The sequence below is a fragment of the Pseudomonas sp. SZ57 genome (assembly GCF_009495975.1).
In the GTDB taxonomy this organism is placed as follows: domain Bacteria; phylum Pseudomonadota; class Gammaproteobacteria; order Pseudomonadales; family Pseudomonadaceae; genus Aquipseudomonas; species Aquipseudomonas syringae.
This window is the reverse complement of the sequence record NZ_WIBD01000002.1, coordinates 393,777-418,285: the sequence shown is the minus strand read 5'-3', so window position 1 is coordinate 418,285 and position 24,509 is coordinate 393,777. Positions and strand designations below refer to the sequence as shown.

At 60.4% G+C, this 24,509-nt stretch carries 21 protein-coding genes, 1 tRNA gene and 1 pseudogene; 18 read left to right on the top strand and 5 right to left on the bottom strand.

Annotation, left to right across the window (positions count from 1 at the left end):
• The first annotated feature begins 127 nt into the window (after positions 1-127).
• Positions 128-574, top strand: a complete 447-nt coding sequence (locus GE543_RS01960; protein ID WP_371927083.1) for a DUF3237 family protein — start codon at positions 128-130, stop codon at positions 572-574.
• A 123-nt stretch (positions 575-697) separates the two neighbouring features.
• Here the strand turns inward: GE543_RS01960 and GE543_RS01955 are convergent, their stop codons facing one another.
• Positions 698-1,126 carry a VirK family protein gene (locus tag GE543_RS01955; protein WP_153220432.1) on the bottom strand — a complete coding sequence of 143 codons (429 nt, stop codon included), beginning with the start codon at positions 1,124-1,126 and terminating at the stop codon, positions 698-700.
• Between the two features lie 162 nt (positions 1,127-1,288).
• Here GE543_RS01955 and GE543_RS27720 point away from each other — a divergent pair.
• From GE543_RS27720 to GE543_RS01930, 6 genes and pseudogenes are all read left to right on the top strand, one after another.
• Positions 1,289-1,813, top strand: a pseudogene (locus GE543_RS27720) (MCP four helix bundle domain-containing protein); the annotation flags it as partial.
• Positions 1,793-2,962 carry a methyl-accepting chemotaxis protein gene (locus GE543_RS01950; protein ID WP_371927082.1) on the top strand — a complete coding sequence of 390 codons (1,170 nt, stop codon included), beginning with the start codon at positions 1,793-1,795 and terminating at the stop codon, positions 2,960-2,962. The pseudogene GE543_RS27720 and the gene GE543_RS01950, both read left to right, overlap by 21 nt.
• A 244-nt stretch (positions 2,963-3,206) precedes the next feature.
• Positions 3,207-4,211, top strand: a complete 1,005-nt coding sequence (locus GE543_RS01945) for a sugar ABC transporter substrate-binding protein (protein WP_153220428.1) — start codon at positions 3,207-3,209, stop codon at positions 4,209-4,211.
• Between the two features lie 15 nt (positions 4,212-4,226).
• Entirely contained in the window at positions 4,227-5,798 is a 1,572-nt protein-coding gene (locus GE543_RS01940) for a sugar ABC transporter ATP-binding protein (protein WP_153220426.1), read from the top strand.
• Positions 5,785-6,789, top strand: a complete 1,005-nt coding sequence (locus tag GE543_RS01935) for an ABC transporter permease (protein WP_153220424.1) — start codon at positions 5,785-5,787, stop codon at positions 6,787-6,789. The genes GE543_RS01940 and GE543_RS01935 overlap by 14 nt, the downstream gene beginning before the upstream one ends.
• Positions 6,786-7,772 carry an ABC transporter permease gene (locus GE543_RS01930; RefSeq protein ID WP_046235214.1) on the top strand — a complete coding sequence of 329 codons (987 nt, stop codon included), beginning with the start codon at positions 6,786-6,788 and terminating at the stop codon, positions 7,770-7,772. The genes GE543_RS01935 and GE543_RS01930 overlap by 4 nt, the downstream gene beginning before the upstream one ends.
• 7 nt (positions 7,773-7,779) lie before the next feature.
• Here GE543_RS01930 and GE543_RS01925 read toward each other — a convergent pair whose 3' ends face one another.
• Positions 7,780-9,018: an acyl-CoA dehydrogenase family protein gene (locus GE543_RS01925; protein WP_153220422.1), complete on the bottom strand. Its 1,239-nt coding sequence runs from the start codon at positions 9,016-9,018 to the stop codon at positions 7,780-7,782.
• Between the two features lie 197 nt (positions 9,019-9,215).
• Positions 9,216-9,446, bottom strand: a complete 231-nt coding sequence (locus tag GE543_RS27060; RefSeq protein WP_162234410.1) for a hypothetical protein — start codon at positions 9,444-9,446, stop codon at positions 9,216-9,218.
• Between GE543_RS27060 and GE543_RS01915 the strand changes: the two genes are divergently transcribed.
• The 3 genes from GE543_RS01915 to GE543_RS01905 are packed head-to-tail and all read left to right on the top strand — an operon-like array spanning position 9,445 to position 12,520.
• Complete coding sequence (locus GE543_RS01915) at positions 9,445-10,659, top strand: SfnB family sulfur acquisition oxidoreductase (protein ID WP_046235212.1); 1,215 nt, start codon at positions 9,445-9,447, stop codon at positions 10,657-10,659. The genes GE543_RS27060 and GE543_RS01915 overlap by 2 nt on opposite strands.
• A gap of 15 nt (positions 10,660-10,674) precedes the next feature.
• Positions 10,675-11,115 carry an acyl-CoA dehydrogenase gene (locus tag GE543_RS01910; RefSeq protein ID WP_153220420.1) on the top strand — a complete coding sequence of 147 codons (441 nt, stop codon included), beginning with the start codon at positions 10,675-10,677 and terminating at the stop codon, positions 11,113-11,115.
• 4 nt (positions 11,116-11,119) lie between these two features.
• A complete protein-coding gene (locus GE543_RS01905; protein ID WP_153220418.1) occupies positions 11,120-12,520 on the top strand; it encodes an LLM class flavin-dependent oxidoreductase in 1,401 nt (466 codons plus the stop codon).
• Between the two features lie 141 nt (positions 12,521-12,661).
• Here GE543_RS01905 and GE543_RS01895 read toward each other — a convergent pair whose 3' ends face one another.
• Positions 12,662-13,345: a response regulator gene (locus GE543_RS01895; RefSeq protein ID WP_003314799.1), complete on the bottom strand. Its 684-nt coding sequence runs from the start codon at positions 13,343-13,345 to the stop codon at positions 12,662-12,664.
• The gene (baeS, locus tag GE543_RS01890; RefSeq protein WP_046235209.1) at positions 13,342-14,733 is read right to left on the bottom strand and encodes a sensor histidine kinase efflux regulator BaeS; all 1,392 of its coding nucleotides are present in this window, start codon (positions 14,731-14,733) and stop codon (positions 13,342-13,344) included. Before baeS ends, GE543_RS01895 begins: the two co-directional genes overlap by 4 nt.
• A 144-nt stretch (positions 14,734-14,877) precedes the next feature.
• Here baeS and GE543_RS01885 point away from each other — a divergent pair, with 144 nt between their 5' ends.
• From GE543_RS01885 to GE543_RS01850, 8 genes are all read left to right on the top strand, one after another.
• On the top strand, positions 14,878-16,080 hold the full coding sequence (locus GE543_RS01885) for an efflux RND transporter periplasmic adaptor subunit (RefSeq protein WP_153220416.1): 1,203 nt from the start codon (positions 14,878-14,880) through the stop codon (positions 16,078-16,080).
• A 2-nt stretch (positions 16,081-16,082) separates the two neighbouring features.
• A complete protein-coding gene (locus GE543_RS01880) occupies positions 16,083-19,229 on the top strand; it encodes an efflux RND transporter permease subunit (RefSeq protein ID WP_153220414.1) in 3,147 nt (1,048 codons plus the stop codon).
• A complete protein-coding gene (locus tag GE543_RS01875) occupies positions 19,229-20,635 on the top strand; it encodes an efflux transporter outer membrane subunit (RefSeq protein ID WP_153220749.1) in 1,407 nt (468 codons plus the stop codon). The genes GE543_RS01880 and GE543_RS01875 overlap by 1 nt, the downstream gene beginning before the upstream one ends.
• A gap of 117 nt (positions 20,636-20,752) precedes the next feature.
• On the top strand, positions 20,753-22,492 hold the full coding sequence (locus tag GE543_RS01870; protein ID WP_153220412.1) for a tannase/feruloyl esterase family alpha/beta hydrolase: 1,740 nt from the start codon (positions 20,753-20,755) through the stop codon (positions 22,490-22,492).
• A 200-nt stretch (positions 22,493-22,692) separates the two neighbouring features.
• Positions 22,693-22,766 (top strand) — tRNA-Cys (locus GE543_RS01865).
• Between the two features lie 249 nt (positions 22,767-23,015).
• Positions 23,016-23,306 carry a hypothetical protein gene (locus tag GE543_RS01860; RefSeq protein WP_153220747.1) on the top strand — a complete coding sequence of 97 codons (291 nt, stop codon included), beginning with the start codon at positions 23,016-23,018 and terminating at the stop codon, positions 23,304-23,306.
• A gap of 200 nt (positions 23,307-23,506) precedes the next feature.
• Positions 23,507-23,704: a hypothetical protein gene (locus tag GE543_RS01855; protein ID WP_003426413.1), complete on the top strand. Its 198-nt coding sequence runs from the start codon at positions 23,507-23,509 to the stop codon at positions 23,702-23,704.
• 75 nt (positions 23,705-23,779) lie between these two features.
• Positions 23,780-24,418, top strand: a complete 639-nt coding sequence (locus GE543_RS01850) for an isochorismatase family cysteine hydrolase (RefSeq protein WP_153220410.1) — start codon at positions 23,780-23,782, stop codon at positions 24,416-24,418.
• Positions 24,419-24,509: the final 91 nt, after the last annotated feature.

The following is a 24,509-nucleotide window of genomic DNA, read 5'->3' as shown; positions in this document are numbered from 1 at the left end:
CCCCCTCATAACAGTACCGAATGGTTCGCTTAAGTTGACAGTATCCAGGCGCCCGGGCTAAAACATACGCCTTGGTACAGTTATGAGCGATGCGCCAGTCGTCACAGGCGCCATGGGGAGTAGGGGGATAGAGACGATGCAGTTGCATGAAATATTGACCATTCACCTGCGTATCGATAAGCCGCAATTGCTTTGCGACCCTTCGAAGATGCAGCGCAGCAGCTGTGAAATACAGGGCGGAGAGTTTCGTGGCGAGCGATTGCAGGGGCAGGTACTTCCTGGAGGCAGTCTTTATCTGGTGCCCCAGGGCGACGACCTTGTGCGTGTCAGCCTGTACTACACCTTGTTCACTGATCACGGAGTAAACATAGAGGTAGTGGGCGAGGGACTCCTGGCAGGGCATGAAACGGACCGGGCGCCTTTGACCGACTCGCGCTTTACATGCAGCAAGCAGTTCAGCGTGCCTTCCGGTGCGCATGATCACTTGCAGCGCAATCTGTACGTCGGCAGGGTGAGCATCAAGTCGGGGGATGACAGCCTGCGTGTCAGCATTTTTCAGGTTAACGACCGGTAAGCAGACACTGAAAGAAAACGCTGATGTGATGGCGCACATCGAGCTTTATTTCTGACGGCGTGAGGCTGGTTTTTCCCCCACGCCGACGTCTTTGTGTCTTATGCGGTCAGGTCATGAGCCGGCTCATCCGGCAAAAAAGCTCAATCCCTTGCCGACCGCACACTCATAACTTACCGGAGTGCCCACCTGCTGATAACCAGGAACATTCAGTGTGGTCATGCTGAATGTGGCGGTGCCGTTCGGGCGTATCTGATAACGAATGAATTGCTCGATGGGTTTGTTATCGCGATCGAGGCTGAAGTGGGTGTCCGAAAATGCCAGGGTGCCGTCGGGGGTGATGCGGTAGGCATCGATGCGTTTGCCGCCTTTGGTTTTGGACGGCTCGGCACCGGCGATCGAGGATTTGCATTGTCCCAGGTCGATCACCACAGCGACCGACTCTCCGGTGTTCAACGCCTGGGTGATGGCGGAGTAGGTGGGTAGCGCGTCGCCTGCGCAAGCGATGCCAGGCAGTGAGAAAGCAAGCAGTGCAGCGGCGTAGCAAGGTTTCATGGCAGCTCCAGGAAGTCAGTCTGAAGGGGGAAAGATCCGTCCATCTCGCGATTATCGAGCGTCGCGAAACCTACCATAAGCTTCGATTCGGGTGGGCCTTGATAACAGTGGCACCTCTCTGTTCGGAGCATCTTCATCCTTTTTCCTGTTCTGCCGATAGGAATGACGGTACTCATTTATTTACCGGTCACGGGAAGGGGATTGAAGATGCTGAGACAGCTGAAAATAGCCGCGCGGACCTCCGCCTGCTTTGCGTTGATGGTGGTGCTGGTGTTCGGGCTTGGTATTTTCAGCATTCAGCAATTGCACGGTATTCGTGAGCAATCGCTTGAAATCGAAAACGACGCGCTTCCAGGGATTGCGCTGGGTGACGATATTGCCCTGGCGGTCGAGAAAACCCGCACCACCGTGGCCAAAATGCTTGCCACGCATGATCTTGCGCAGGTGGTTCTGGCTCACACCGAGCTCCTTGAAAAGAAGGCCGGGTTCCAAAAGGCCGTAGAGGCCTACGACCCGCTGATCACCGAGGATGACGAGCGGGCACTCGTCGAGGGGCTGAAGAGCACTTATCAGGGCTACATCGAGCGTGCCGAGAAGGTCTATACGCTGATCAACGAGAACCAGGCAGAGGCCGGAAGGGCGCTCGTCTGGGGCGAGATGAAGGCCATGGCGGAAAGTATCGAAGCCTCCCTGGGCAAGCTGGAAAAGATCAATGACGACTCCGAAGCCGAATCCAGCGCTGCAGCGACGTCGGTGTATGAGAACGCCCTGATCGTCACTTATGGGGTCATGTTTCTGACGGTGTTGTTGACCGTATTGCTTGCCTGGCGTCTGACCAAAAGTCTCGCAGTGCCGATCAGTCAGGCGCTGCACAGCTCGGAAACCATTGCCGCGGGCGACCTGCGTCCCAGCGCAATCAACCGTGAGGGCACTGACGAGGCGGCCCTGTTGCTGCAATCGATGGAGCGCATGCGCGGCAATTTGAGCCAGACCCTGACCCAGGTGGGCGATGCCGCTCACCAGTTGGCGTCGGCCACGGAAGAAATGAGCGCCCTGATGGTTAACAGCAACGCCGATCTGGTGGTGCAGAACAGCGAAATCGAAATGGCCGCCACCGCAGTCACCGAGATGAGTCAGGCGGTCGATGAAGTGGCGCGTAATGCGGTGACCACTTCGGTGGAATCCAAAGCCTCTTCGGTGTCGGCTCGCGAAGGTCAGGAAGAGCTCAATCAAACCGTCCAGTCGATCCTTGAACTGACCCGAAATGTTGGCACGGCATCCGTCGAGGCGCAGGCGCTGGCAACCCGCACGCTGGATATCACCAAGGTTCTGGATGTCATTCGCGCAGTGTCCGAGCAAACCAACCTGCTGGCCCTCAACGCTGCCATCGAAGCGGCACGCGCGGGCGATGCCGGACGGGGTTTTGCCGTGGTCGCCGACGAGGTACGCGCTCTGGCCCACCGCACCAGCGAATCGACTCGCGAGATCGAAACCATGGTCGGGCACATCCAGCAGGGCACCAAAAGTACCCTGGTCGCGCTTGAAGTCAGTACCGACCAGGCGCAGCGCACCAAACAACAGGCCGAGTCGGCCAACGCTGTGCTGGCCAGCATCGCCAGTTCGGTCATGGTCATCGATGAGCGCAACACGGTGATCGCCAGCGCCTCCGAAGAACAAGCGCTGGTTGCGCGGGAAGTGGACCGCAACCTGGTGCGCATTCGTGACTTGTCGGCACAATCGGCGGTGCGCACCAGCCAGACCGGCAGTGCCAGTCAGTCGCTGGCCGAGCTGGCGAGTGACCTGACGACTACGCTGGGGCAGTTCAAGCTCAGATAACACGCTCCTGTAGCAAGCACGCTCCCGCATCGATTCGCTGTTGTCCGGGCAACAGCGAATCGACAATGTGTTCGGCGTTTGCGCCGGTAAAACCTTGCTAATGCGCACCCACACCATCCAGCGCAACAGCTTGAAACCGCCTGGCGCCGGGCCTCGCGCCATCACAAGGCGCAGCGCAAAGCTTTGGGCATGACCTGTGCACTGCCGATCAGGATTGTTTTCCTGAGCCAGCGGAGCCACCCGAATGCCTGATGTCGTCCCGATCCCCAAGACCAACCGCCTGCATGCAATAGGGCGCACTCTGGTGCTGACCCTGCTGGCCACCAGCCTCGTCGCAACCGCTTATGCCGAGGACAGTGACGTGCCTTCGCTGGCCGGTAAACGCATTGCGATCAGCATGACCGGCACCAGTCACTACTTCGATATCAAGGCCTTCCAGGCGCAGGTGGATGAGGTCAAGCGCCTGGGCGGCACGCCCATCACACTCGATGCCGGTCGCAACGACAAGAACCTGGTCAATCAATTGCAGACCGTGGTCACGCAAAAGCCCGATGCGGTGATCCAGACCCTCGGCACCCTCAGTGTTATCGACCCTTGGCTCAAGCGCATCAGCAAGGCGGGTATTCCGCTGTTCACCATCGATGCGCCCTCGCAATACAGCCTCAACAACACCACGTCCGACAACGTGGCCACCGGCAAGGCATTGGCCGGGCAACTGATCAAGGACGCAGGTGGCCAGGGTAACGTGCTGGTGTTCAATGGCTTTTATGGCGTGCCGGTCTGCGCCATTCGTTATGACCAGCTCAAGTTGGCGCTCAAGGATCATCCGCAGCTGAAAATCATCGAGCCCGAGTTGCGCGATGTCATTCCCAACACGGTTCAGGACGCCTACTCGCAAGTCTCGGCGTTGCTCAACAAGTACCCCAAAGGCAGTGTTTCGGCGATCTGGGCCGCCTGGGACATCCCGCAACTGGGCGCCAGCAAGGCGCTGATCGACGCCGGCAGAACCGAAATCAAGACCTACGGCGTCGACGGCACGCCGGAAGTGCTCGAGCTGATGCGCCGCGAAGATTCGCCGGTGGGTGCCGTGGTTGCCCAGCAGCCTGCATTGATCGGCAAAACCGCGGTGCAGAACGTTGCTCGTTACCTGGCCGGACAGCACGATCTGCCAAAGGAGACCCAGGCGCCCACCTTGCTGACCACGGCCGCCAATCTGCCGGACGTGCAAAAGCTCAGAGGCGATAACTGACGCGGGAGATCAATCATGAGATCAGCGATTGCAGACGTCGCGGCGGTGCCGCCGGCCTTGCACTTGAAGGGTATCAGCAAGCGCTTTGGCGCCACCCAGGCGCTGGATGGCGTAAACCTTAAGGTCGAGGCCGGAACGATTCACGGGCTGGTGGGTGAAAACGGGGCGGGCAAGTCGACCCTGATCAAGGTTCTCGCCGGTATTCATCGCGCCGATGCCGGCCGTTTGAGTATTCATGGCCAGCCGTTCGAGAGTTTCACGCCGCGTCAGGTCGAGGCCGCAGGCGTGCATTTCATTCATCAGGAGCGACTGCTGCCGGGCAGCTTCAGCGTCGGAGAGGCGCTGTTTTTCGGGCAGGAAATCAAGCGTGGCCCCTTCTTCGATCGCCGCGCCCAAGAGCGTGAGGCGGCAAGACTTCTGGACGATTACTTTGCCATGCGCCTGCCCGCCGGGGCGCTGGTACGCGATCTGGACAGCGCCCAGCGACAGATACTGCAGATCACTCGCGCGCTGCTCGCCAGGCCGAAGGTGCTGGTGTTCGACGAGCCGAGCGTGTCACTGGTCACGCAGGAGGTGGACCGCTTGCTGGACATCGTCCGCCGCCTGCGCGATGAAGGGCTGACCATTGTCTACATTTCCCACTACTTGCAGGAGATCGAATCGCTGTGTGATCAGGTCACCGTGTTGCGTAACGGCCGCGATGTGGCGGTGGTCGATCCGGCACTCACCAGCACCGCGCAGATCGCCCGGCTGATGGTCAATCGGGAGGTCGGCGAGCAATATTTTCGTGCCCGGACATCACCCGGCACGCCCGTGCTGCAACTGCGCGGGCTGGGGGCAGGGCGCTTTTACGACGGCGTTGACCTGAGCGTGCGGCGTGGCGAAGTGCTGGGCCTGACCGGTCTGGTCGGCTCGGGTGCCAAGGAGCTACTCAAGAGCCTGTTCGGGCTGCTCAAGCCGGATCGCGGCGAACTGTTGTTGAACGGTCAGCCGTTGCAACTGAAATCACCGCGTGACGCGGTAAGGAATGGCATCGCGCTGGTCCCCGAGGAGCGCCGCACGCATGGCGTGGCACCGGCGCTTTCAGTGCTGGAGAACATCACGCTGGCCAGCCTGGGGCGCTTCAGCCGCTGGGGAATGCTCGACGCTGCGGCGCAGGCCGGGGAAAGCCAACACCTGATCGATGAACTGGCAATCAAGACCTCAGGCCATGATGCGCCTGTGCACGCGCTCAGCGGTGGCAACCAGCAGAAGGTTGCGCTGGGCAAGTGGCTGAGCCGCCATTCGACGTTATACCTGCTGGACGAGCCCAGCGTTGGCGTCGACATCGGCGCCAAGGTGGAGATCTACCGATTGATTGCCCGGCTTGCCGAGGGCGGCGCGGCGGTGCTGGTGCTGTCGTCGGACTTGCCGGAGCTGATCGGCATCACTCAGCGCATTGTGGTCCTGCACAGAGGACGCATTGCAGGCGAATTCGACTCACTGGGCACCGACAGCGACCAGCTGCTGGCCTGCGCCACGGGCGCCAGTGAAAGCGACCATGACAGCCAATCACTCCCTGCGGAGGCCCATTATGTCCGCGCTTGATCTATCAATCGCACAGGCTGGCGATCCAGCGCAACGCTGGCGCGTGCAGCTGGCGCAGCGCGGGTCGTTGCTGGTGTTTCTGGCGATTCTGCTGGGCTTTGCTGTCAGTGCGCCTAACTTCCTCAGCCTCGGCAACATCAGCAACGTGTTCGCCCAGTCAGCAACCCTCGGCATACTCGCGCTGGGCCTGACCTGCGTGGTTATCGGTGGTGGTTCCAATGTGGTCAGCGGCGGCCTTGACCTGTCGCTGGCGGCCAATCTCGGTCTGTGTGCGGCCGTTTACAGCAGCCTGAACAATGCCGGGTTCGATGCCTGGCAAGCGATTGGCCTGACGCTCGGCTGCGGCCTGTTGGTCGGCGCGTTCAACGGCCTGGCGGTGGTGTTTCTACGCTTGCCGCCGTTACTGGCGACCTTGGCGAGCATGAACCTGATTGCCGGCCTGGAACTGGTGCTGACCCAGAACACTGTGCTGGCGACCGACTCGGCATTGCTCGACAGCCTGGCGTCCGGTGTCTGGCTGGGTGTCCCGGCGTTAGCCTGGGTGCTGCTGAGTGTCGCGGCAGTGTTGTGGCTGTTGATTCAGCACAGCGCGTTCGGCCTGCGTCTGTACGCCATTGGCGAATACCCGCAAGCAGCCGAGGCGGCCGGGTTGAATCTGCGGCGCTATGTGTTTGCCAGTTACCTGATTGCCGGTGGCTGCGCTGCACTGGCTGCATTCTGCTCCGCAGCGTTTTTCAGCGGCAGCACGACCGGTTCCGGCGACATGTTGTTGTCAGTGGTGGCCATTGCCTTTCTTGGCGTGGTGTTCTCGCGGCGTCTGACCGCCAACATTCCCGGCACGCTGTTGGCGACGCTGCTCCTGGGCTTTCTGATCAACGGTTTTCAATTGCTGAACATTTCCAGCTTCTGGGTCAACGGCGTGCAAGGCGTGTTGATTCTGTTGGTGGTGGCATTTTCCGGGGCATTCGGCCGCCGGGAGGGTGAACAATGAGTACGCTGACCCTGAGTACCTCTTCGACGCTGGTCAAGGTGCTGCCGCGCCTTTTGCCAGCGGTCCTGCCGCTGTTGGTGCTGATCATCCTGCTGTTTTTCGCGATCAATGCACCGGGCTTTCTGAGTTGGGGCAACCTGTCGAGTCTGGTGCTGAACAACTTCGTGTTGCTGGCCATCGTCGCAATCGGCATGACCTGGGCTGTTGCGGCTGGCGGTATCGATCTGTCGGTGGGAACGGCGCTGGACTTTGCCAGCCTCGGTTTCGTCGTCACCCTGAATGGCGGTCATGGTCTGGGCGCGGCCATTGCCGTCGCTATGCTGGCAGGGGGCATCGCCGGGGCGTTCAACGCGATGCTGATCGCCGGGCTGCGCATTTCGCCGTTCCTGGCGACGCTGGGTACGCTGTTTATCGGCACCAGCGTGCAACAGTTGTTATCCGACGGTGGCCAGCCGATCTATATCGCTCAGGGCGTATTACCGGGGATCAGCGCTGTGTCGATCCTCGGCGTGCCATTGCCGCTGCTGGTGGTCGGGTTGCTGGCAGGGCTTTACGGGCTGATCCTGGCGCGCGGACGTCTGGGGCGGGAAATCCTTGCGCTGGGCACGCAGCCGCAACTGGCGTATTACTCGGGCCTGCCCACGCGACGCATTGCCGTGCAGGTGTTTTTCGCCAGCGCGCTGGCCTGTGCGGTGGCGGGTATCCTGCTCAGCTCGACGGTCAACGCCTACGTGCCGATGTCAGGCAACGCTTACCTGATCAATGCCATCGGCGCCGTGTTCATCGGTACGACGCTCAGTCGTCAAGGGCGTCCGAATATTCCGGGTACACTTTTGGGGGTGCTGTTCATCAACGTGATCGCCAATGGCCTGTTGCTGATCGGCTGGAACTTCTATTGGCAGCAGGTTGCGACCGGGGCGCTGATCTTTCTGGTGCTGGCGTTCAGTTTTACCAGTCGCCAACTGCTGCGTAACACGGCGTAAGTGCGCCTCAAGCGTTGCCTTTACCGCTGCCGATCTGCCAGACAAAAGGCGGCTCGGTGCCGTTGATGCGCCAGTCACCGACAATGCGCGCCTTGTAGATCAGCGGATTGTGCGATGCCGCTGTGCGCGCATTACGCCAGTGGCGATCCAGCGCCTTGTTGACGCTGACACCTGAAGCGCCCAGTGCGTTGAACAGATCGCTGGCAGCGCACAGCACCAGTTCCGAGACGATCACCTGGGCCTTGGCGGTCTCGATTTCGGCGGCAATATTGGCGTCTTTTTCCCGCTGTGGGTCATTGCCGAAGCGTGCCACGTACGCACGCTGCAACGGCTCGGCGGAGCGTAGCGTTGCAGCCTCGGCGGCGTAGACCTGGGCGGCGATCTGACCGACCACTTGCTGTACTTGTGAGTCCTGACTGACGCTCCCGGCGTTGCCATGGCTGAAGACGCGTTTGCGATCGCGCACTTCCTGAGCGATGTCGCGTTCGACGGCTCGACCAATACCGGCCAGCACCGCCAGCAGCACCAATTGATAAAACGCCGTCTGGTATTTGAAGCGTTGCTCGAACGGTATGACGTGTGTGGCCGGCAGCGGTACGTTGTCGTAGACCGAGGTGCCGCTGCCGGTGGTGCGCTGGCCGAACCCGTCCCAATCGTCACTGTGACGCACGCCGGCATGCCTGGCGTCGACGACCGCGATCACATCGGCGCCAGTATCGGAGCGCTGGGCGTAGACGTCGATCCAGTCGGCAAAGATGCTGCCGGTGCTGTAGAACTTGGTGCCGTTGAGCACGAAACCATCGCCTTGCGGGCTGACCTTGGTAATCACATCGCCAATTTTCACCGCGCCGACTTCGGTCCAGCCGTTACCCACCAGATCCCCGGCCACAAAGCGCGCAAACCACTGGTCACGGTCCGCGCCGGGTGGTGCATTCAGGCGGTCTTCGACGAAAGCGAAGTGCGCGCGCAGGGCTTGCGGAATGTTCGAGTCGGCTTCGGCCAGCTCGATCAGCAGTTGAAACAGCTGGCTGATCGATGCACCCGCACCGCCATATTCGATAGGTACACGCACAGCGCCGAAACCGGCTTTCTGCAGCCAGGCAATCGGTTCACGGGGCAGGGCGCGGGCTTTTTCGCGTTCGACGCTGCCAGCGCCGATCTCACGGAAGATCGGGCGAAATCGGTTGGCCAGAGTTTCGTAATCGGTCCCCAGCGAGAGCGGGTTTGAGCCGGTTGTTTGAGTCATGCAGTACTCCTGAGCGCGAAGAGATCGGCACACGGGCCGGTGGAAGGTTCGTCAGACTCTTTGCATGCTTTGTGCCTGAATGTAACTGGCTGATTTTTATCATTTATTTTTGGTGAGATGTTTTTCTTGTTGGTCAGCCAACAGTGGCATGAGCGCTGGTTGGCAAATCCCACCGCGTCGTCAGCCACGTCGGCAGCTCATGAGCCCTGAAATACCTGTGTCTGCGCTGGATGCGCTGCGAGTGCGCCGCTGTTCGGCCAGCAACAGCGTTCGAACATTTTGCGCTGCAGGGTGCGGCCATTCGTGAGCGTTACTTCGCAACTTAATGTTTTTAAAGGGAAATATTTTTCGGCACGGGCTGTGCAATGTTCAGGTTCAAGCGTGTTGAGTGTTTTCAACCTGTCGCCAACGAGCAGGAGCCTGTCCATGAGTTTTCCTTCCTCCCTTTCAACTGCCGCACCTCCCGCAGCGCACATCATTGGCTCGGACGCCGAAGCCATCGAAGTGGCCAGGGCACTGGCCGGTCGCTTCGCTGAAGAAGCTTCAGTGCGTGATCGCGAACGGCGTCTGCCAGTCGCCGAGCTGGATGAGTTCTCCGCCAGCGGCCTGTGGGCCATTACCGTACCCAAGGCCTACGGCGGTGCCGGCGTTTCCTATGTCACCGTCGCGGAAGTGATCAAGCTTGTTTCTGCCGCCGACCCTTCACTCGGGCAAATCCCGCAGAACCACCTGGGCGTGCTCGATATTCTCTTGCAGACCGGCACCGAGGAGCAGAAACGCCACTACTTCGGCAAGGCGCTGGCCGGCTACCGCTTCGGCAATGCGTTCTCCGAGTCGAAAAGCAAGAACGCCGGCGCCTTTCAGACCCGGATTCGCTTCGAGGGCGAGCACGCGGTGCTGGACGGCGAAAAGTTCTACTGCACCGGCGCCCTGTTCGCGCACATCGTGCCGGTTTCCGGCGTCAACGAGCTGAATCAGGCGTTCATCGCCTTCGTCGAACGCGACAATCCGGGCCTGACCATCATCGATAACTGGGACGGTTTCGGGCAGCGCACCACGGCCAGCGGCGGGGCTGTTTTAAAAGCCGTTCGCGTACCCTCGAGTGCGGTGATCCCGGCGCATCGTGCTTTCGACGAACCGACTGCCCATGGGCCGATTTCGCAGATCATTCAGGCGGCGGTGGACACCGGCATTGCTCACGGCGCGTTCGAGGAAACCCTGAAGCACGCCCGGCTGGCCCGACCATGGATCGACAGCAAGCAGGATTTCGGCTGGCAGGACCCGTTCAGCATTGCCGCCATCGGTGATTTGCAGTGGCGCTTGCACGGCACCGACGCGATCCTCGCCAAAGCCGGGCAGGCCATCGACCATGCTTTGGCCGAACCCAGTGAAGCCAGCGTCGCGCAGGCCTCGGTGATCGTCGCCCAGGCCAAGGTGCTGTCGGCGCAGATTGCCTTGCTCGCCAGCACCCAGCTGTTCGAACTGGCCGGCACCCGCTCGGTGCTCGGCAAACTCAATCTCGACCGTTACTGGCGCAACGCGCGCACCCACACGCTGCATGACCCGGCGCGCTGGAAATACCACCTGATCGGCAATCAGGTGCTCAACGGTATTGCACCGCCACGTCACGCCTGGAACTGATCAAGGAGTACGCCCATGACGCATCCCGTAATTACCGCACAACTGGCGGTCGCCACCGAAGACCTTGATCAGGCGCGCCAAGGCCTGCGCCACACCCTCGATTACCTGCGTGAGCACGGTCGGCCGTGGTCGCTCAGTGGTCTGCAGCGTGTGGTCGATGACCCTTATGTGATCAGCAAGGTCGGGGACCTGCAGATTCGTCTGGACGTCGCCGCCGCGCTGCTGGAGCGCGCCCGGCGGCTGGACGCTTCCGCCGAGCAACGCCTGATCGCCAGCAGCGAGGCGGTCATTGCCAGCGCCGAGGCTTTGCAGGCGGTGGGCAATATTCAATACGAATTGACCGGGCAGCGCCCGTCATTGCCAGCCCCAACCGGCCGTGAACCGCTGCGCTGGCACTATCAGGTTATCGGCAATCAACGCCTCAACGGCGTGGTTCCGCCACAGCTTCAGGAGTAAGTGTATGTCCCGCCAAATCCGCCTCAACGCGTTTGACATGAACTGCGTCGGCCATCAATCGCCGGGCCTCTGGGCGCATCCGCGTGACCGCTCCTGGCAGTACAAGGACCTCGAGTACTGGACCGATCTGGCGAAAATTCTCGAGCGCGGCAAGTTCGATGGTTTGTTCATTGCCGATGTACTGGGTATTTACGACGTGTATCGCGGCAACGGCGAGGCGGCGATTCGCCAGGCCACTCAGGTGCCGGTCAATGACCCGTTGCAGCTCATCCCGCCCATGGCGCTGGTGACTGAACACCTGGGCTTCGGCCTGACCGCGTCGCTGTCGTTTGAACATCCCTATCCGTTTGCCCGTCGCCTGTCGACGCTGGATCACCTGACCAAGGGGCGCGCAGGCTGGAATATCGTCACCTCGTATCTGGAAAGCGGCGCGAAGAACCTGGGTCAGAAAACCCTCACCGAACACGACGCGCGCTACGACTACGCGGAGGAGTATCTGGAGGTTTGTTACAAACTCTGGGAAGGCAGCTGGGAAGACGGCGCGATTCTGCGTGACCGGGAGCGCCGGGTATTCAGTGATCCGAGCAAAATCCACGAGATTCGCCATGTCGGCAAACACTTCCAGGTGCCTGGCATCCACTTGTGCGAGCCGTCGCCGCAACGCACGCCTGTGCTCTATCAGGCTGGCGCTTCAAGCCGCGGCAAGCAGTTCGCCGCCGAGCACGCCGAATGCGTTTTCGTTGCAGCGCCCTCGAAAGTCCTGCTGAAAAAGACCGTGGCCGATATCCGCCGGCGCACTGCAGAGGCGGGTCGCGACCCGTCCAAGGTGCTGATTTTCAATTTGCAGACGGTGATCCTTGGCGAGACGGATGCCAAGGCCAGGGCCAAATTCGAGGAATACAAAAGCTGGGTCAGCTATGAGGGCGCGATGGCGTTGATTTCCGGCTGGACCGGCATCGACTTCAGCCAGTTCAAGCCCGACGAACCCCTGCGCCACGTTCACACCAATGCCATTCAGTCGGCCGTCGAGACCTTTTCCACGGCAGACCCGAACACCATATGGACGCCGCAGGCACTGGCCGATTGGGTCGGCATCGGTGGCTTCGGCCCGCTGTTTGTCGGCAGCCCGGAAACCGTGGCCGACCTGCTGCAGGAGTGGGTTGAAGAAACCGACGTCGACGGGTTCAACCTGGCGTACGCGCTGACCCATGAAACCTTCATCGATGCGGTCGAGCTGTTGGTGCCGGAGCTTCAGAAGCGCGGCGTCTACAAGACCGAATACGCCAGGGGCACGTTGCGCGAAAAGCTGTTTGGCGATGGGCCGCGTCTGGAAGAGGGCCATCCGGGTGCCGTATTCCGCGACCTGGCTGCGCTGCAGCGCAACCGGCAAACGGAAAGTGCCTGAAGTGTGATGACTGTCGTTGCGCAGGCGGAGCGGCGCAGATTTGTGACGCGGAGCGTCACGACAGGCATTCCCACGCGGGAGCGTGAGGAACGATAGTCGTCAGGTAGATCACTATCGTGCCCATGCTCCGCGCAGAGCCGGTCACAACTCCAGCTTGTAACCCACCCCGTACAGCGACTGGATCGGGTCCTGACCCGGGCAGGCCTGTTCCAGTTTGCGGCGCAGGTTGCGGATGTGGCTGTCCACGGTGCGATCGGTCACTACGCGGTGATCCGAGTAGAGCCTGTCCAGCAAGTGGTCACGGGAGAAGACCCGGCCCGGTGAGCGGGCGAAGGTCGCCAGCAGACGCAGTTCCACCGGGGTCAGGTCCAGGGTGACCCCGTTGAACGAGGCCTGGTAGTGCGCTTCGTCCACCTGCAAACCCTTGGGCGTGTGCGTCTCGCTGGAGGAGCTCCGACGCAGGATGGCTTTGACGCGAGCGACCATCTCCCGTGGGCTGAACGGTTTGCAGATGTAGTCGTCGGCACCGAGGTCCAGGCCGAGCAATCGGTCGATTTCCTCGACGCGTGCGGTGATCATCACAATGGGCACGTCGCTGAAGCTGCGCAGTTCCTTGCAGATGTCCATGCCATCACGGCCAGGCAGCATGATGTCGAGCAGGATCAGTTGTGGCGCGTTCGCTCTGACGGCGGGCACAACGTCCAGCCCGTTACTCAGGCAGTGGGTCGAATAGCCGGCCGCGATCAGATAGTCGCGCATCAGCGACGCCAGCTTGGGCTCGTCTTCGACAATGAGAATCGGTGTTTCGAGGCTTGCAGCGGTCATGGGCGCAGGTGTCCTGGCAGGCACAGGGTCAGCCAGAGGCCGCCTGTGGGCGAATGGTTGGCGCTCAGGCTGCCGCCGTGGGCGAGGGCGATGCTGTGACAGATCGCCAACCCCAGACCCGCACCGCCGCTGGCGCGGTTACGTGAAGTTTCACCGCGATAGAAACGTTCGAACAGTCTGGGCAGTTGCTGCGGGTCGACGCCGGGTCCGGAATCCATCACATCGACGCGCACTTCATCACCCTGCAATGCCGCACGCACGTGCACTGTGCCACCGGCATCGGTGTAGCGCACCGAGTTTTCCAGAAGGTTGCTGATCAATTGCTGCAGGCGTCCTGGGTCTGCGTGCACCGGTAGAGCTCCGCCAGCAAGCTCCAGCTGCAAATGCAACTGACGGGCTGCGCAACGCTCTTCGAACATGTCAGTGATATTCGTCAGCAGCTCCGCCAGATCACAGTCGACCTTGCGGTAGGTCAGGGCGCCCACATCCGCCAGGGACAGCTCATACAGATCATCCACCAGCTTGCTGAGCATGCCGACTTCGCCCTGCAGGGACTTCATCGACGCCTGATCCAGTGTGCGCACGCCATCCTCGATGGCTTCCAGTTCGCCACGCAGGACCGACAGCGGGGTGCGCAGCTCATGGGACACGTCGGCCATGAATTCGCGGCGCATCTTCTCATTGCGCTCCAGGGTGTACGCCAGCTGGTTGAAGTCGCGCGCCAGTTGACCCACCTCGTCGTTCGAGGAAACCGCCACGCGGCTGGCGTATTCACCTGCGGCAAGGCGATGGGTTGCTGCGGCCACACGCTTGACCGGATCGAGCAGGGTGCGCGCGATCCACCAGGCAATCAGCACCGCCAGCAGCAGCGACAGCACACCCATCGCCAGGCTGGCGCGCAACTGGTACTGCTGAAAGCGCTCGCCACCGGCTTCGCTGACACTTTGAAAGGGCGTGACCGCCATCCAGCCGACGATTTTGCCGTCGACTTCCACCGGGCGCATGAACTCATCGTCATGGACCCCTGGAAAGCCCATCACCAGGTTCTTCTGCGCATCCAGCAGCGCGATCCGAAACACCGCTCCGGTCAGGTCGGAGGTAGGCGGTGTCGCCAGCCCGGGGATGGCGAAATCCTGTGCCGGCTCCGGACGCATCACTTCGAACCAGCGATCCTTGTTGTCACGCATGAATTCCCAACTGCCTTCGCGCGCATAGGCGGCGGCCAGCCGTGGCAGGACCGGCGACATGCGCTGCATGGCCTGTTCGTTGAGGTAACCCAGAAAGCCGCGGGCAAAACTCCAGTTCGCGGTCAGGCCCATGATCAGGATCACTGACAGTACGCTGGCCAGTACCGCGACAAACAGTTTGGTGGAGATGCTCGATTTCATGAAGGCTCGGGGTTTCCCTGAAGACGGCGTCCATTTAGGCCTTCGCGACGGCAAGTTTCAAGTCAACGCGGCAATCTTCAATTTTCCTGCACATTTGCCTCGCACTCTGACGTCAGGCTTTCGCCACAACGTCCTGAGGCAATCATGTCGAGCAAGATTTTCGCCAAATACCTGATGACTTTGACCTTCGTCATCTATGCAGCCCTTACCGGTCTTCTGAGCGGTTGTTCAGACGGCAATTCGCCGCCTGCTGCGGAGAAACCGACCGTGTCGGTGGTCACCGTCAAACCGCGCAGCCAATCGCTGACCACCGAGCTGGCGGGGCGCACCAAAGCGTTCATGGTTGCCGAGATACGGCCTCAGGTCAGTGGCATCGTGCAGCAGCGACTGTTCGTCGAAGGCGCCGAAATCAAGGCTGGTCAGCCGTTGTACCAACTCGACAGCGCGACCTACCAGGCGGCTCTGGCAGAGTCGCAGGCCACGCTCGCCAAGTCCCGTGCCACGCTCAAGTCCGCACAGGCCACCGCCAAACGCGATGTGCAACTGGCCAGGATCGATGCCATCAGCCAGCAGGATAAAGAAGACGCCGAGGCCAGCCTGCTGACTGCTGCCGCCGAGGTGAAAGTGGCGGAGGCCGATGTGCAGACCGCACGCATCAATCTGGCTTACACACGGATTACCGCGCCTATCAGCGGCCGCATCGAGACCTCGACGGTGACCCCCGGTGCATTGGTGGTGGCCCAGCAGGACACTGCTCTGACCACGGTTCAGCAGCTCGACCCGATTTACGTCGATGTCACCCAGTCCACCACCGAGTTGCTGCGTCTCAAGCGCGACCTGGCCAGCGGCAAGCTGCAAACCAACAGCGACGGGGAGGCCCGAATCACCCTCAAGCTGGATGACGGCAGCACCTACAACCAGGATGGCCGCCTGCAATTCAGCGGCGTCAGCGTCAATGAAGGCACCGGCACCGTGACGCTGCGTGCCAGCTTTGCCAACCCGGAGCGGTTGTTGCTGCCTGGCATGTACGTGGTGGCGGTGCTGGAACAGGCGCAGGATCAGAATGCCATCCTGATACCGCAAAAGGCCGTCACCCGCAGTGCCAGTGGTCAGACCACGGTGTTGCTGGTGATTGACGGCAAGATCGAGCAGCGGGTGATCAGCGTCGACCGCACGGTGGGCAACCAGTGGTGGGTGAGCAGCGGGCTCAAGGCCAATGATCAGGTGGTGGTCGAAGGCGGACAGAAAACCCCTGTAGGCACCGAGGTTACCGTGCAGAGCGCTGACAACGCCGATTCGCCAGCGTCTGGTACTGCGGCCACTGCCGCTACCGTGAAGGAGGGCTGAACATGGCTCGTTTCTTCATTGATCGGCCCATCTTCGCCTGGGTCATTGCCATCTGCATCATGTTCGCCGGTGGGCTGTCCATCAGCCAGCTGCCACTTGAGCAATACCCCAATATCGCGCCGCCGACGGTAAAGATCTCCGCCACCTACACTGGCGCATCGGCCAAGACCGTCGAAGACTCCGTCACCCAGGTCATCGAGCAGCAGATGAAGGGGCTGGACCGGCTGACTTATATGTCTGCCTCCAGTAGCTCTGCGGGCAGTGCGAGCATCAGCCTGACCTTCGCCGCAGGCACCGACCCTGACGTGGCGCAGATGCAGGTGCAGAACAAGCTGCAGCAGGCCGAATCGCGCCTGCCGCAAAGCGTGCAGAGCGAAGGCTTGACGGTGACCAAGGGCAGTTCCGACTTCCTGATGCTGGTCGCCCTGGCCTCCGATAACGAAAGCGTCACCGGCACGCAGATCGGTGATTACATTTCCAGCACGCTGCTCGATCAACTGAGCCGTGTGGATGGTGTCGGCGACGTGCAGACCCTGGGGTCGGGGTACGCGATGCGTATCTGGCTGGACCCGGCGAAGATGGAAAAGTACTCACTGATGCCCTCCGACATCAGCTCGGCCCTGGAGGCGCAGAACACCGAGGTCTCGGCAGGCCAGTTGGGGGCCTTGCCCGCGGTGGAAGGTCAGCAGTTGAATGCGACCATCAGTGCCCGCAGCAAGCTGCAGACGCCCGAGCAGTTCGAGAACGTGGTCGTCAAATCTTCCAGTGACGGCGCGGTCGTGCTCTTGCGCGATGTGGCGCGGGTGGAGTTGGGCAGCGAAAGCTATGACATCAACTCGGCGCTCAATGGCAGGCCTGCTGCGGCGATGGGTATTCAGCTGGCCTCAGGCGCAAACGCGCTGAGCGTTGGTGAAGCGATCAAGGCCAAGCTCAAGGAACTCGAACCGTTCTACCCCGCGCAAATGCAACTGAAAACAGTCATTGCCTATGACACCACGCCATTCGTGAGCCTGTCGATCAAGGAGGTGGTGAAGTCGCTGGGTGAGGCGATCGCGCTGGTGGTGCTGATCATGTTTCTGTTCATGCAGAACCTGCGTGCCACGCTGATTCCGGCGATTACCGTGCCGGTGGTGCTGCTGGGCACGTTCGGCGTGCTGGCGCTGTTCGGCTATTCGATCAACACGCTGACCATGTTCGCGATGGTCCTGGCCATCGGCCTGCTGGTCGACGATGCCATTGTGGTGGTGGAAAACGTCGAGCGGGTCATGGGCGAAGAGCACCTGAGCCCGCTGGAGGCGACCCGCAAATCAATGGATGAAATTACCAGCGCGCTGATCGGTATCGCGCTGGTGCTGAGCGCCGTGTTCATTCCGATGGCCTTTTTCAGCGGTTCCACCGGGATTATCTACCGGCAGTTTTCGGTGACCATCGTTTCGGCCATGCTGCTCTCGGTGCTGGTTGCAATGACCCTGACGCCAGCGTTGTGCGCAACGATGCTCAAAGCCTCGGATGCGCAACTGCACGCAAAGCGCGGTGGCTTTTTCGGCTGGTTCAACCGCACGTTCGACCGCAGCGCCGATCGCTATCAGCGAGGCGTGGGCGGAGTCATCGAACATCGCGGACGGGGCCTGCTGGTGTATTTGCTGGTGCTGGTGGTCATGGCGGTGGGTTACGTCAGCCTGCCCACCTCGTTCCTGCCGGATGAAGACCAGGGCGCGCTGATGGCGCAGATCCAGCTGCCGGTGGGCGCTACCGACAGCCGTACGCAAGCGGTGATGCGGCAGTTCGAGGCTTACATGCTCAAACAGCCGGAAGTCGAGGCGTTGATCAGCATTTCCGGGCTGGGGATGGGTGGTAACAGTCAGAACACCGCCAGGGCGTTCATCAAGCTCAAGGACTGGAGCGAGCGGTCCGGCAAGGAGCAGGGTGCGGCGCAGGTGGCACAGCGCGCGACGCTGGCCCTGGCGAGCATCGGCGACGCCAGCGTGTTTGTCATGCAGCCCCCTGCGGTACGGGGCCTGGGGCAGAGTTCGGGGTTCGACGTGCAACTCAAGGACCTTGGCGGTGTGGGGCATGAGGCACTGGTGGCGGCACGCGAGCAGTTTATCGAGCTGGCGAGAAAGGACTCGAGCATGCTGGGCGTGCGCAGCAACGGCCTGGACGACACTCCGCAGTTGAAAGTGACCATCGACGACCGCAAGGCCGGAGCACTGAGCCTGTCCACCAGTGACATCAACTCGACCCTGTCCACTGCGCTGGGCGGCAGCTACATCAATGACTTCCTCAATCAGGGGCGAGTGAAGAAAGTCTATGTGCAGGGCGAGGCTGCTTCGCGCATGCAATCAGCCGATCTGGACCATTGGTTCGTACGTAACAGCAATGACGAAATGGTCCCGTTCTCGTCGTTCGCCAGCAGCAGCTGGAGCTATGGTTCGCCGTTGCTGGAGCGTTACAACGGCAGCTCGTCACTTGAAGTGGTGGGCGATCCTGCGCCAGGTGTCAGCTCGGGCACGGCAATGGATGCCGTTGAAGCCATCATCAAGCAACTTCCCGAAGGCATCGGTTACGAGTGGACCGGGCAGTCCTACCAACTGCGCCTGTCCGGCTCCCAGGCGCCAATGCTCTACGCCATTTCAGTGCTGTTCGTGTTTCTCTGCCTGGCAGCCTTGTACGAGAGCTGGTCGGTGCCGTTCTCGGTCATGCTCGTGGTGCCGCTGGGTGTGGTCGGCGCGGTACTGGCGACGCGGATCAGTGGCTTGAGCAATGACGTTTACTTTCAGGTGGGCTTGCTGACCACGGTGGGACTGGCGGCGAAAAACGCGATCCTGATCGTCGAGTTCGCCAAACATCTTCAGGAACAGGGCAAAAGCCTGCATGAAGCGACCCTTCTTGCCGCCCGGCAACGACTGCGTCCGATTCTGATGACTTCGCTGGCGTTCATGTTCGGTGTGCTGCCGCTGGCCCTCAGCAGCGGTGCAGGCTCGGCCGGGCGTAACGCGATCGGCACGGGCGTACTGGGCGGCATGTTCAGTGCCACGGTGCTGGGGATTTTCCTGGTGCCGCTGTTCTTCGTGGAAGTGCGTCGCCGCTTCAGTCGTTCGTCAGGCAATGCTCCGGCGGCTCAACCCACATCTACAGGTGAAGCATGATGCGTCTTTTCTGGCCTTCGCTGGCTGTCACGGCGCTGCTTGCGGGCTGCGTCAACCTGGCCCCGGATTACCAGCGCCCTGAAGCGCCGGTTTCAAGCCAATGGCTGCCAGCGACGGCTGGCCAACCGGCTGCGTCGGGCAGCGTGCCCACGGATATCGAATGGCAGAATTTTTTCATCGATAACCGCCTGGTGCGCCTGCAGAACCTGGCGCTGGTGAATAACCGCGACCTGCGCCTGGCCAGCCTCAACGTCGAGAAAGCGCAGGCGCAATATCGCATCGAGCGAGCGGCGAGCCTGCCGACCATTGATGCCAGTGGCAGCGGCACGCATACACGCACGCCGTCATCGACCTCGATGACCGGAAAGTCGTCGATCAGCCACGAGTACAGCGCGCAGTTGGGCTTGAGCAGCTATGAGCTGGATGTGTTCGGGCGTATCCAGAACCTTCAGGACGAAGCACTCGAAGATTACCTTGCGTTGACCGAAACACGGCGTAGTACGCAGATCAGCCTGATCGCCGAAGTGGCGACTGGCTGGCTGACCCTGGCCGCCGACAACCAGCTTCTGAAACTTGCCGAAGACACGCTGGCCAGCCAGCAGAAAAGCTACGACCTGACCAGAAACAGTCATGCGCTGGGCGGTTCTTCCGGGCTGGAAGTGGCCCAGGCGCAGACAACGGTCGAATCGGCGAGGGGCGATGTGGCGCAATATAAAAGCCAGATTCTTCAGGACCGTAATGCCCTGCGTCTGCTGGTCGGCAGCGATCTGCCGGAAGAACTGCTGCCCGATGCCGAGATGCAGTCGGTGGCGCAATTGGTGCAGGTGCCGGATGGCCTGCCTTCCAGCCTCCTGCAACGTCGCCCGGACGTGCTGAGTGCCGAACACACACTCAAAGCCGCGAACATTGATATCGGTGCAGCGCGTGCTGCGTTCTTCCCCAGTATCACCCTGACTGCCAGTGCAGGCTCTTCCAGCACCAGCCTCTCAGGTCTGTTCAAGTCCGGAACCGGCGCGTGGAGCTTTGCGCCAAGTATCAGCGTGCCGATTTTCGACGGCGGCGCCAATCGGGCCACGCTTGACTCGGCCAAGGTCGAGAACCAGATCCAGATTCAGACCTATCAGCAGACGATCCAGACTGCATTCAAGGAAGTGGCCGATGCCTTGGCGGTGCGCAGCACGCTGGATGAGCGGCTTGCCGCGCAGCAGGCCTACACCGATGCCAGTCGCAGAAGCTACGAACTGGCCGACGCCCTATACCGCGGCGGATCGCAGAGTTATCTGGAGGCGCTCGAGTCGCAACGCTCGCTGTACAGTGCCGAGCAGGACCTGATTTCCCTGCGCCTGACAGAGCAGAGCAACCGGGTCACGCTCTACAAGGTCATGGGCGGCGGATGGAATCGGTGATGGTTTTTTCTACTAGCCTTTGAATAATCGCCGGGCTTAAACGTTTTACCCTTGCCCACAGTGCGGCCATTTGCAGGTTCGAACTGTGGTTTTGATCCTTCATGAACAGGAGTTCTCATGAAACCCTCCCAGCTGAAGTACGCCCACGCCTTGTTGCTGCTGGTCACTTCACTCAGCATTCAGACGCCGGCTCAGGCCCGTATGGCATCCTCTGCAACCGCCGACAATACAGCCCGGCTTGCAGTGGTCAAACCGGTCAGCAGCTGTGCTGCACTGAGCAGCGTGGAACTCAGTGACATCGGCGGGCAGGATAGTCGTGTGCTGGCGGCCAGTGAGTCGACCCGTGATGGTGTTGCGGTGTGTGCCGTGGAGGCCCGGTTGGCTCCGGAGATCAACTTCAAGCTCGAGCTGCCAACCGGTACCTGGGAGCAGCGCTATCTGCAAGTCGGCTGCGGCGGATTATGTGGCAACGTCAACTCGACGGTGCGCGCCGCTGATGGCTGCACATCCCTGAGTACTGGCGCATTCGCGGTGGCCTCCACCGACATGGGCCATCAGGCGGCAGACGAGCATTTTGGCGATGACCCGCAAAAGCGCGCCGATTTCGCCCATCGTGGTGTGCACCTCACTGCGCTGGCCTCGAAGAAACTGATCGCCGCGTTCTATGGTCGCAAAGCAGAATACGCCTACTTCAGTGGCTGCTCGGACGGCGGTCGCGAGGCGTTGATCGAAGCACAGCGTTACCCGGACGATTTCGACGGCATCATTGCCGGAGCCCCGGCGCTCAACTTTCAAGTGCAGAAAACCCTGTATCACGGCTGGATGGCGCGCTCCAACCGCGGCGCAGACGGCAAGCCTATCCTGCTCGCCTCACGACTGCCGTTGCTGCACAAGGCCGTACTTGACCAATGCGATGTGCTGGACGGACAGATCGACGGCCTGATAGCGGATCCGCGTATCTGCCACTTCGATCCCGCCGCGCTGCAATGCAAGGCGTCGGCCGACCCCGCCACGTGCCTGAGCGCAGAGGAGGTGGCCACGGTCAGACGCTTTTACGAAGGCCCGAAGGACGCTGCCAGTGGTGAGCGATTGACCCTGGGCGGCCCGCAGCCGGGCTCGGAATTGGCCTGGGCTGGCGTGTTCGTGCCGGTTAGCGCCGATCAGACGGTATACAGTGAAAAGGCCGCGCTGGAGGCCATTCGCAATGTCGTGTTCGAGAAGAACCCGCCTGCAAGTTTCGATTTGAATACGCTGGACTTCAACACGAAAACCTTTGACCAGCTGCGCCCGCTGCATGCGCTGTACGACGCCACCAATCCCGATCTCTCGCCATTCGCCAGCCGCGGCGGCAAGCTGATCCTCTGGCACGGCTGGGCCGACCCGAACGTCTCACCGCTCAACACCCTGGCGTATCACGAGGCGCTTGAAGCACAGATGGGCAAGAGCCGCACCGAGGCATTTTCGAGGCTGTACATGCTGCCCGGCGTTTATCACTGTGGCGGCGGGGAAGGGCCAAGCCTGGTCGATCTGCTGACACCGATCATGGCCTGGGTCGAAAAAAGCCGGGCCCCGGACGCCATCGTTGTCCGACAGGCAGGCCCCGACAAGGCCGGCAACAGGCAGAGACCGCTGGCACAGTCACTGCCGGCGTCCATGGTCAAGGAAAACGTGGGCAATCGCGGACGTACTCGCAAGGTCTTCCCGTACCCGTTCATGGCCGAGTACGACCACAAGGGCTACGCGAAAAACGCAAACAGCTACCAGCGCGCCCAGCCGCTGACCACAGAAAAAACACCACAATGGATGGGCAGCGGGTTCTTCAAACCCTATACGCCCCTGGAACATCAGGCGCAGTAGCGATTGCAGCGATACAGCGTGGGCGAATTATTTTCTCCTCGTTCTTGACATGGCATGCGAACCAGTACAGAATTGCGTCCATTCCTGAGCGAGGAATTGAAAAAAACCCTTTAGATTCAATGGGTTGGAAGCCAAAGAAATACAGGTTTCCCGCGAAATCAAAACACGTTTGATGTTCAAGTGAAGCATCTTTCGTTTGAGGCCGAGTAGCAAAATGGTTATGCAGCGGATTGCAAATCCGCCTACGCCGGTTCGATTCCGACCTCGGCCTCCACTATTCAAAGCCCCGCAGATTAACGTCTGCGGGGTTTTTTATTGGGCGCAGATTTGTATTTTTCCATCTGATCAGGACAACTCCGGGACACTGAAATCATTCATAGGCACCGCGCTCAGCCAGGAAAAGAACTGGCTCATACACGATTGGAAAGTGGCGCGAGTTGCTTGAGTGGTCTATTAATTTCATGTGTGTTTTAACGAGGGCTCAGCCTTGGTCGGTAGAATTTCTGATTCCGAACTTCATGAAATGCGGATTCGCAAGTTGCAGAACGACATCGCCGATTCAGAGCGTCTCGGGATGCTGGTAAAATTCATGCATCTGTCCGCGTTGACATCTACCAGTCGGGAGCATCATATCGAACGACATGGCGAGTTATTCACGGGGCAGCAGATGCTCGATTGGTGGGCGGAAGGTGATAACCGCGTGCGCTGTCGATGCGCATGCACCCCGATACTTCTGGACCGGCAGGGAAGGCCAATGACGCCTGACCTGATAGCCAATGCCAAAATGGAGTTGAAGAACTTCAAGGATTCCTGAGCTTTCGTTTGATGCTTTTTGCGCGATTGACGCATTTCTGCAGATCCGATTCCCACCTGTGCTCCCACCATTCAAAGCCCCGCAGATTAACGTCTGCGGGTTTTTTTCGGGCGCGATGAAAGTGAGGTTTTTCGAAACCTCGTTATCCTGAGCGAGAAAGCAGTACTTTCTACGCTAGATCGATGGAGAGGAAGGTAGCTATGTATATTGGCAGCGATAAGCAGCGGTTTCGATTCCAGCGTTTTATTTCACTCGCTCTATTGGCTGTTTCGGTTTTTCTGCTGATAACAAACGGTTACTCCTATCTGCTGTGCGGTGGCGCTGGCTATCCGGTATTCAAGGCCGTGGCATGTCTTTGCGTGGGCTCCATCATGTTCTACTTCTCGAAGCGTTGGTGATCGCCATAGCTCCGGCAGCACGATTATTGCTTGGCAAGGCTATCCAGCCTGTCAGGCTCAATCGAGGTAAGTCCCATGAGCAAACCCCTTGTCCGCTGGCCGATCGATCCGCGCAGAACGGCGGTCATCGTTGTAGACATGCAAAAAGTATTTTGTGAGCCCACCGGGGCGTTGTACGTAAAAAGTACTGCGGACATCATCCAGCCTATCCAGAAGCTGCTGCAAACCGCGCGGGCTGCGCAGGTGACGGTGATTTATCTTCGCCATATCGTGCGCGGCGATGGTTCTGATACCGGGCGCATGCGTGATCTTTATCCGAATGTGGACCAGATACTGGCACGGCATGATCCGGACGTTGAGGTTATCGAAGCGCTCGCGCCTCGGCCCGGTGACGTGATTGTCGACAAGCTGTTTTACAGCGGCTTTCATAACACGGACCTGGACACCGTGCTGCGTGCGCGGGATGTCGATACGATCATCGTCTGCGGTACGGTCACCAATGTGTGTTGTGAAACCACGATCAGGGACGGGGTGCACCGAGAATACAAAGTCATCGCCCTGAGCGACGCGAATGCTGCGATGGACTACCCGGACGTCGGGTTCGGCGCTGTTTCAGCCGAAGAGGTACAGCGAATATCTCTGACGACGATTGCCTATGAGTTCGGCGAAGTAACGACGACCGCCGACGTCATCGGGCGTATTGCAAGCGCCTGAAAACAGCGGGTCGAATGTGCGCAATTCTGGCCCGTTTTTTCATACCTGTGCATTCAAACCATGCGTTCTGTTTCAGACCATTTGATCCGGC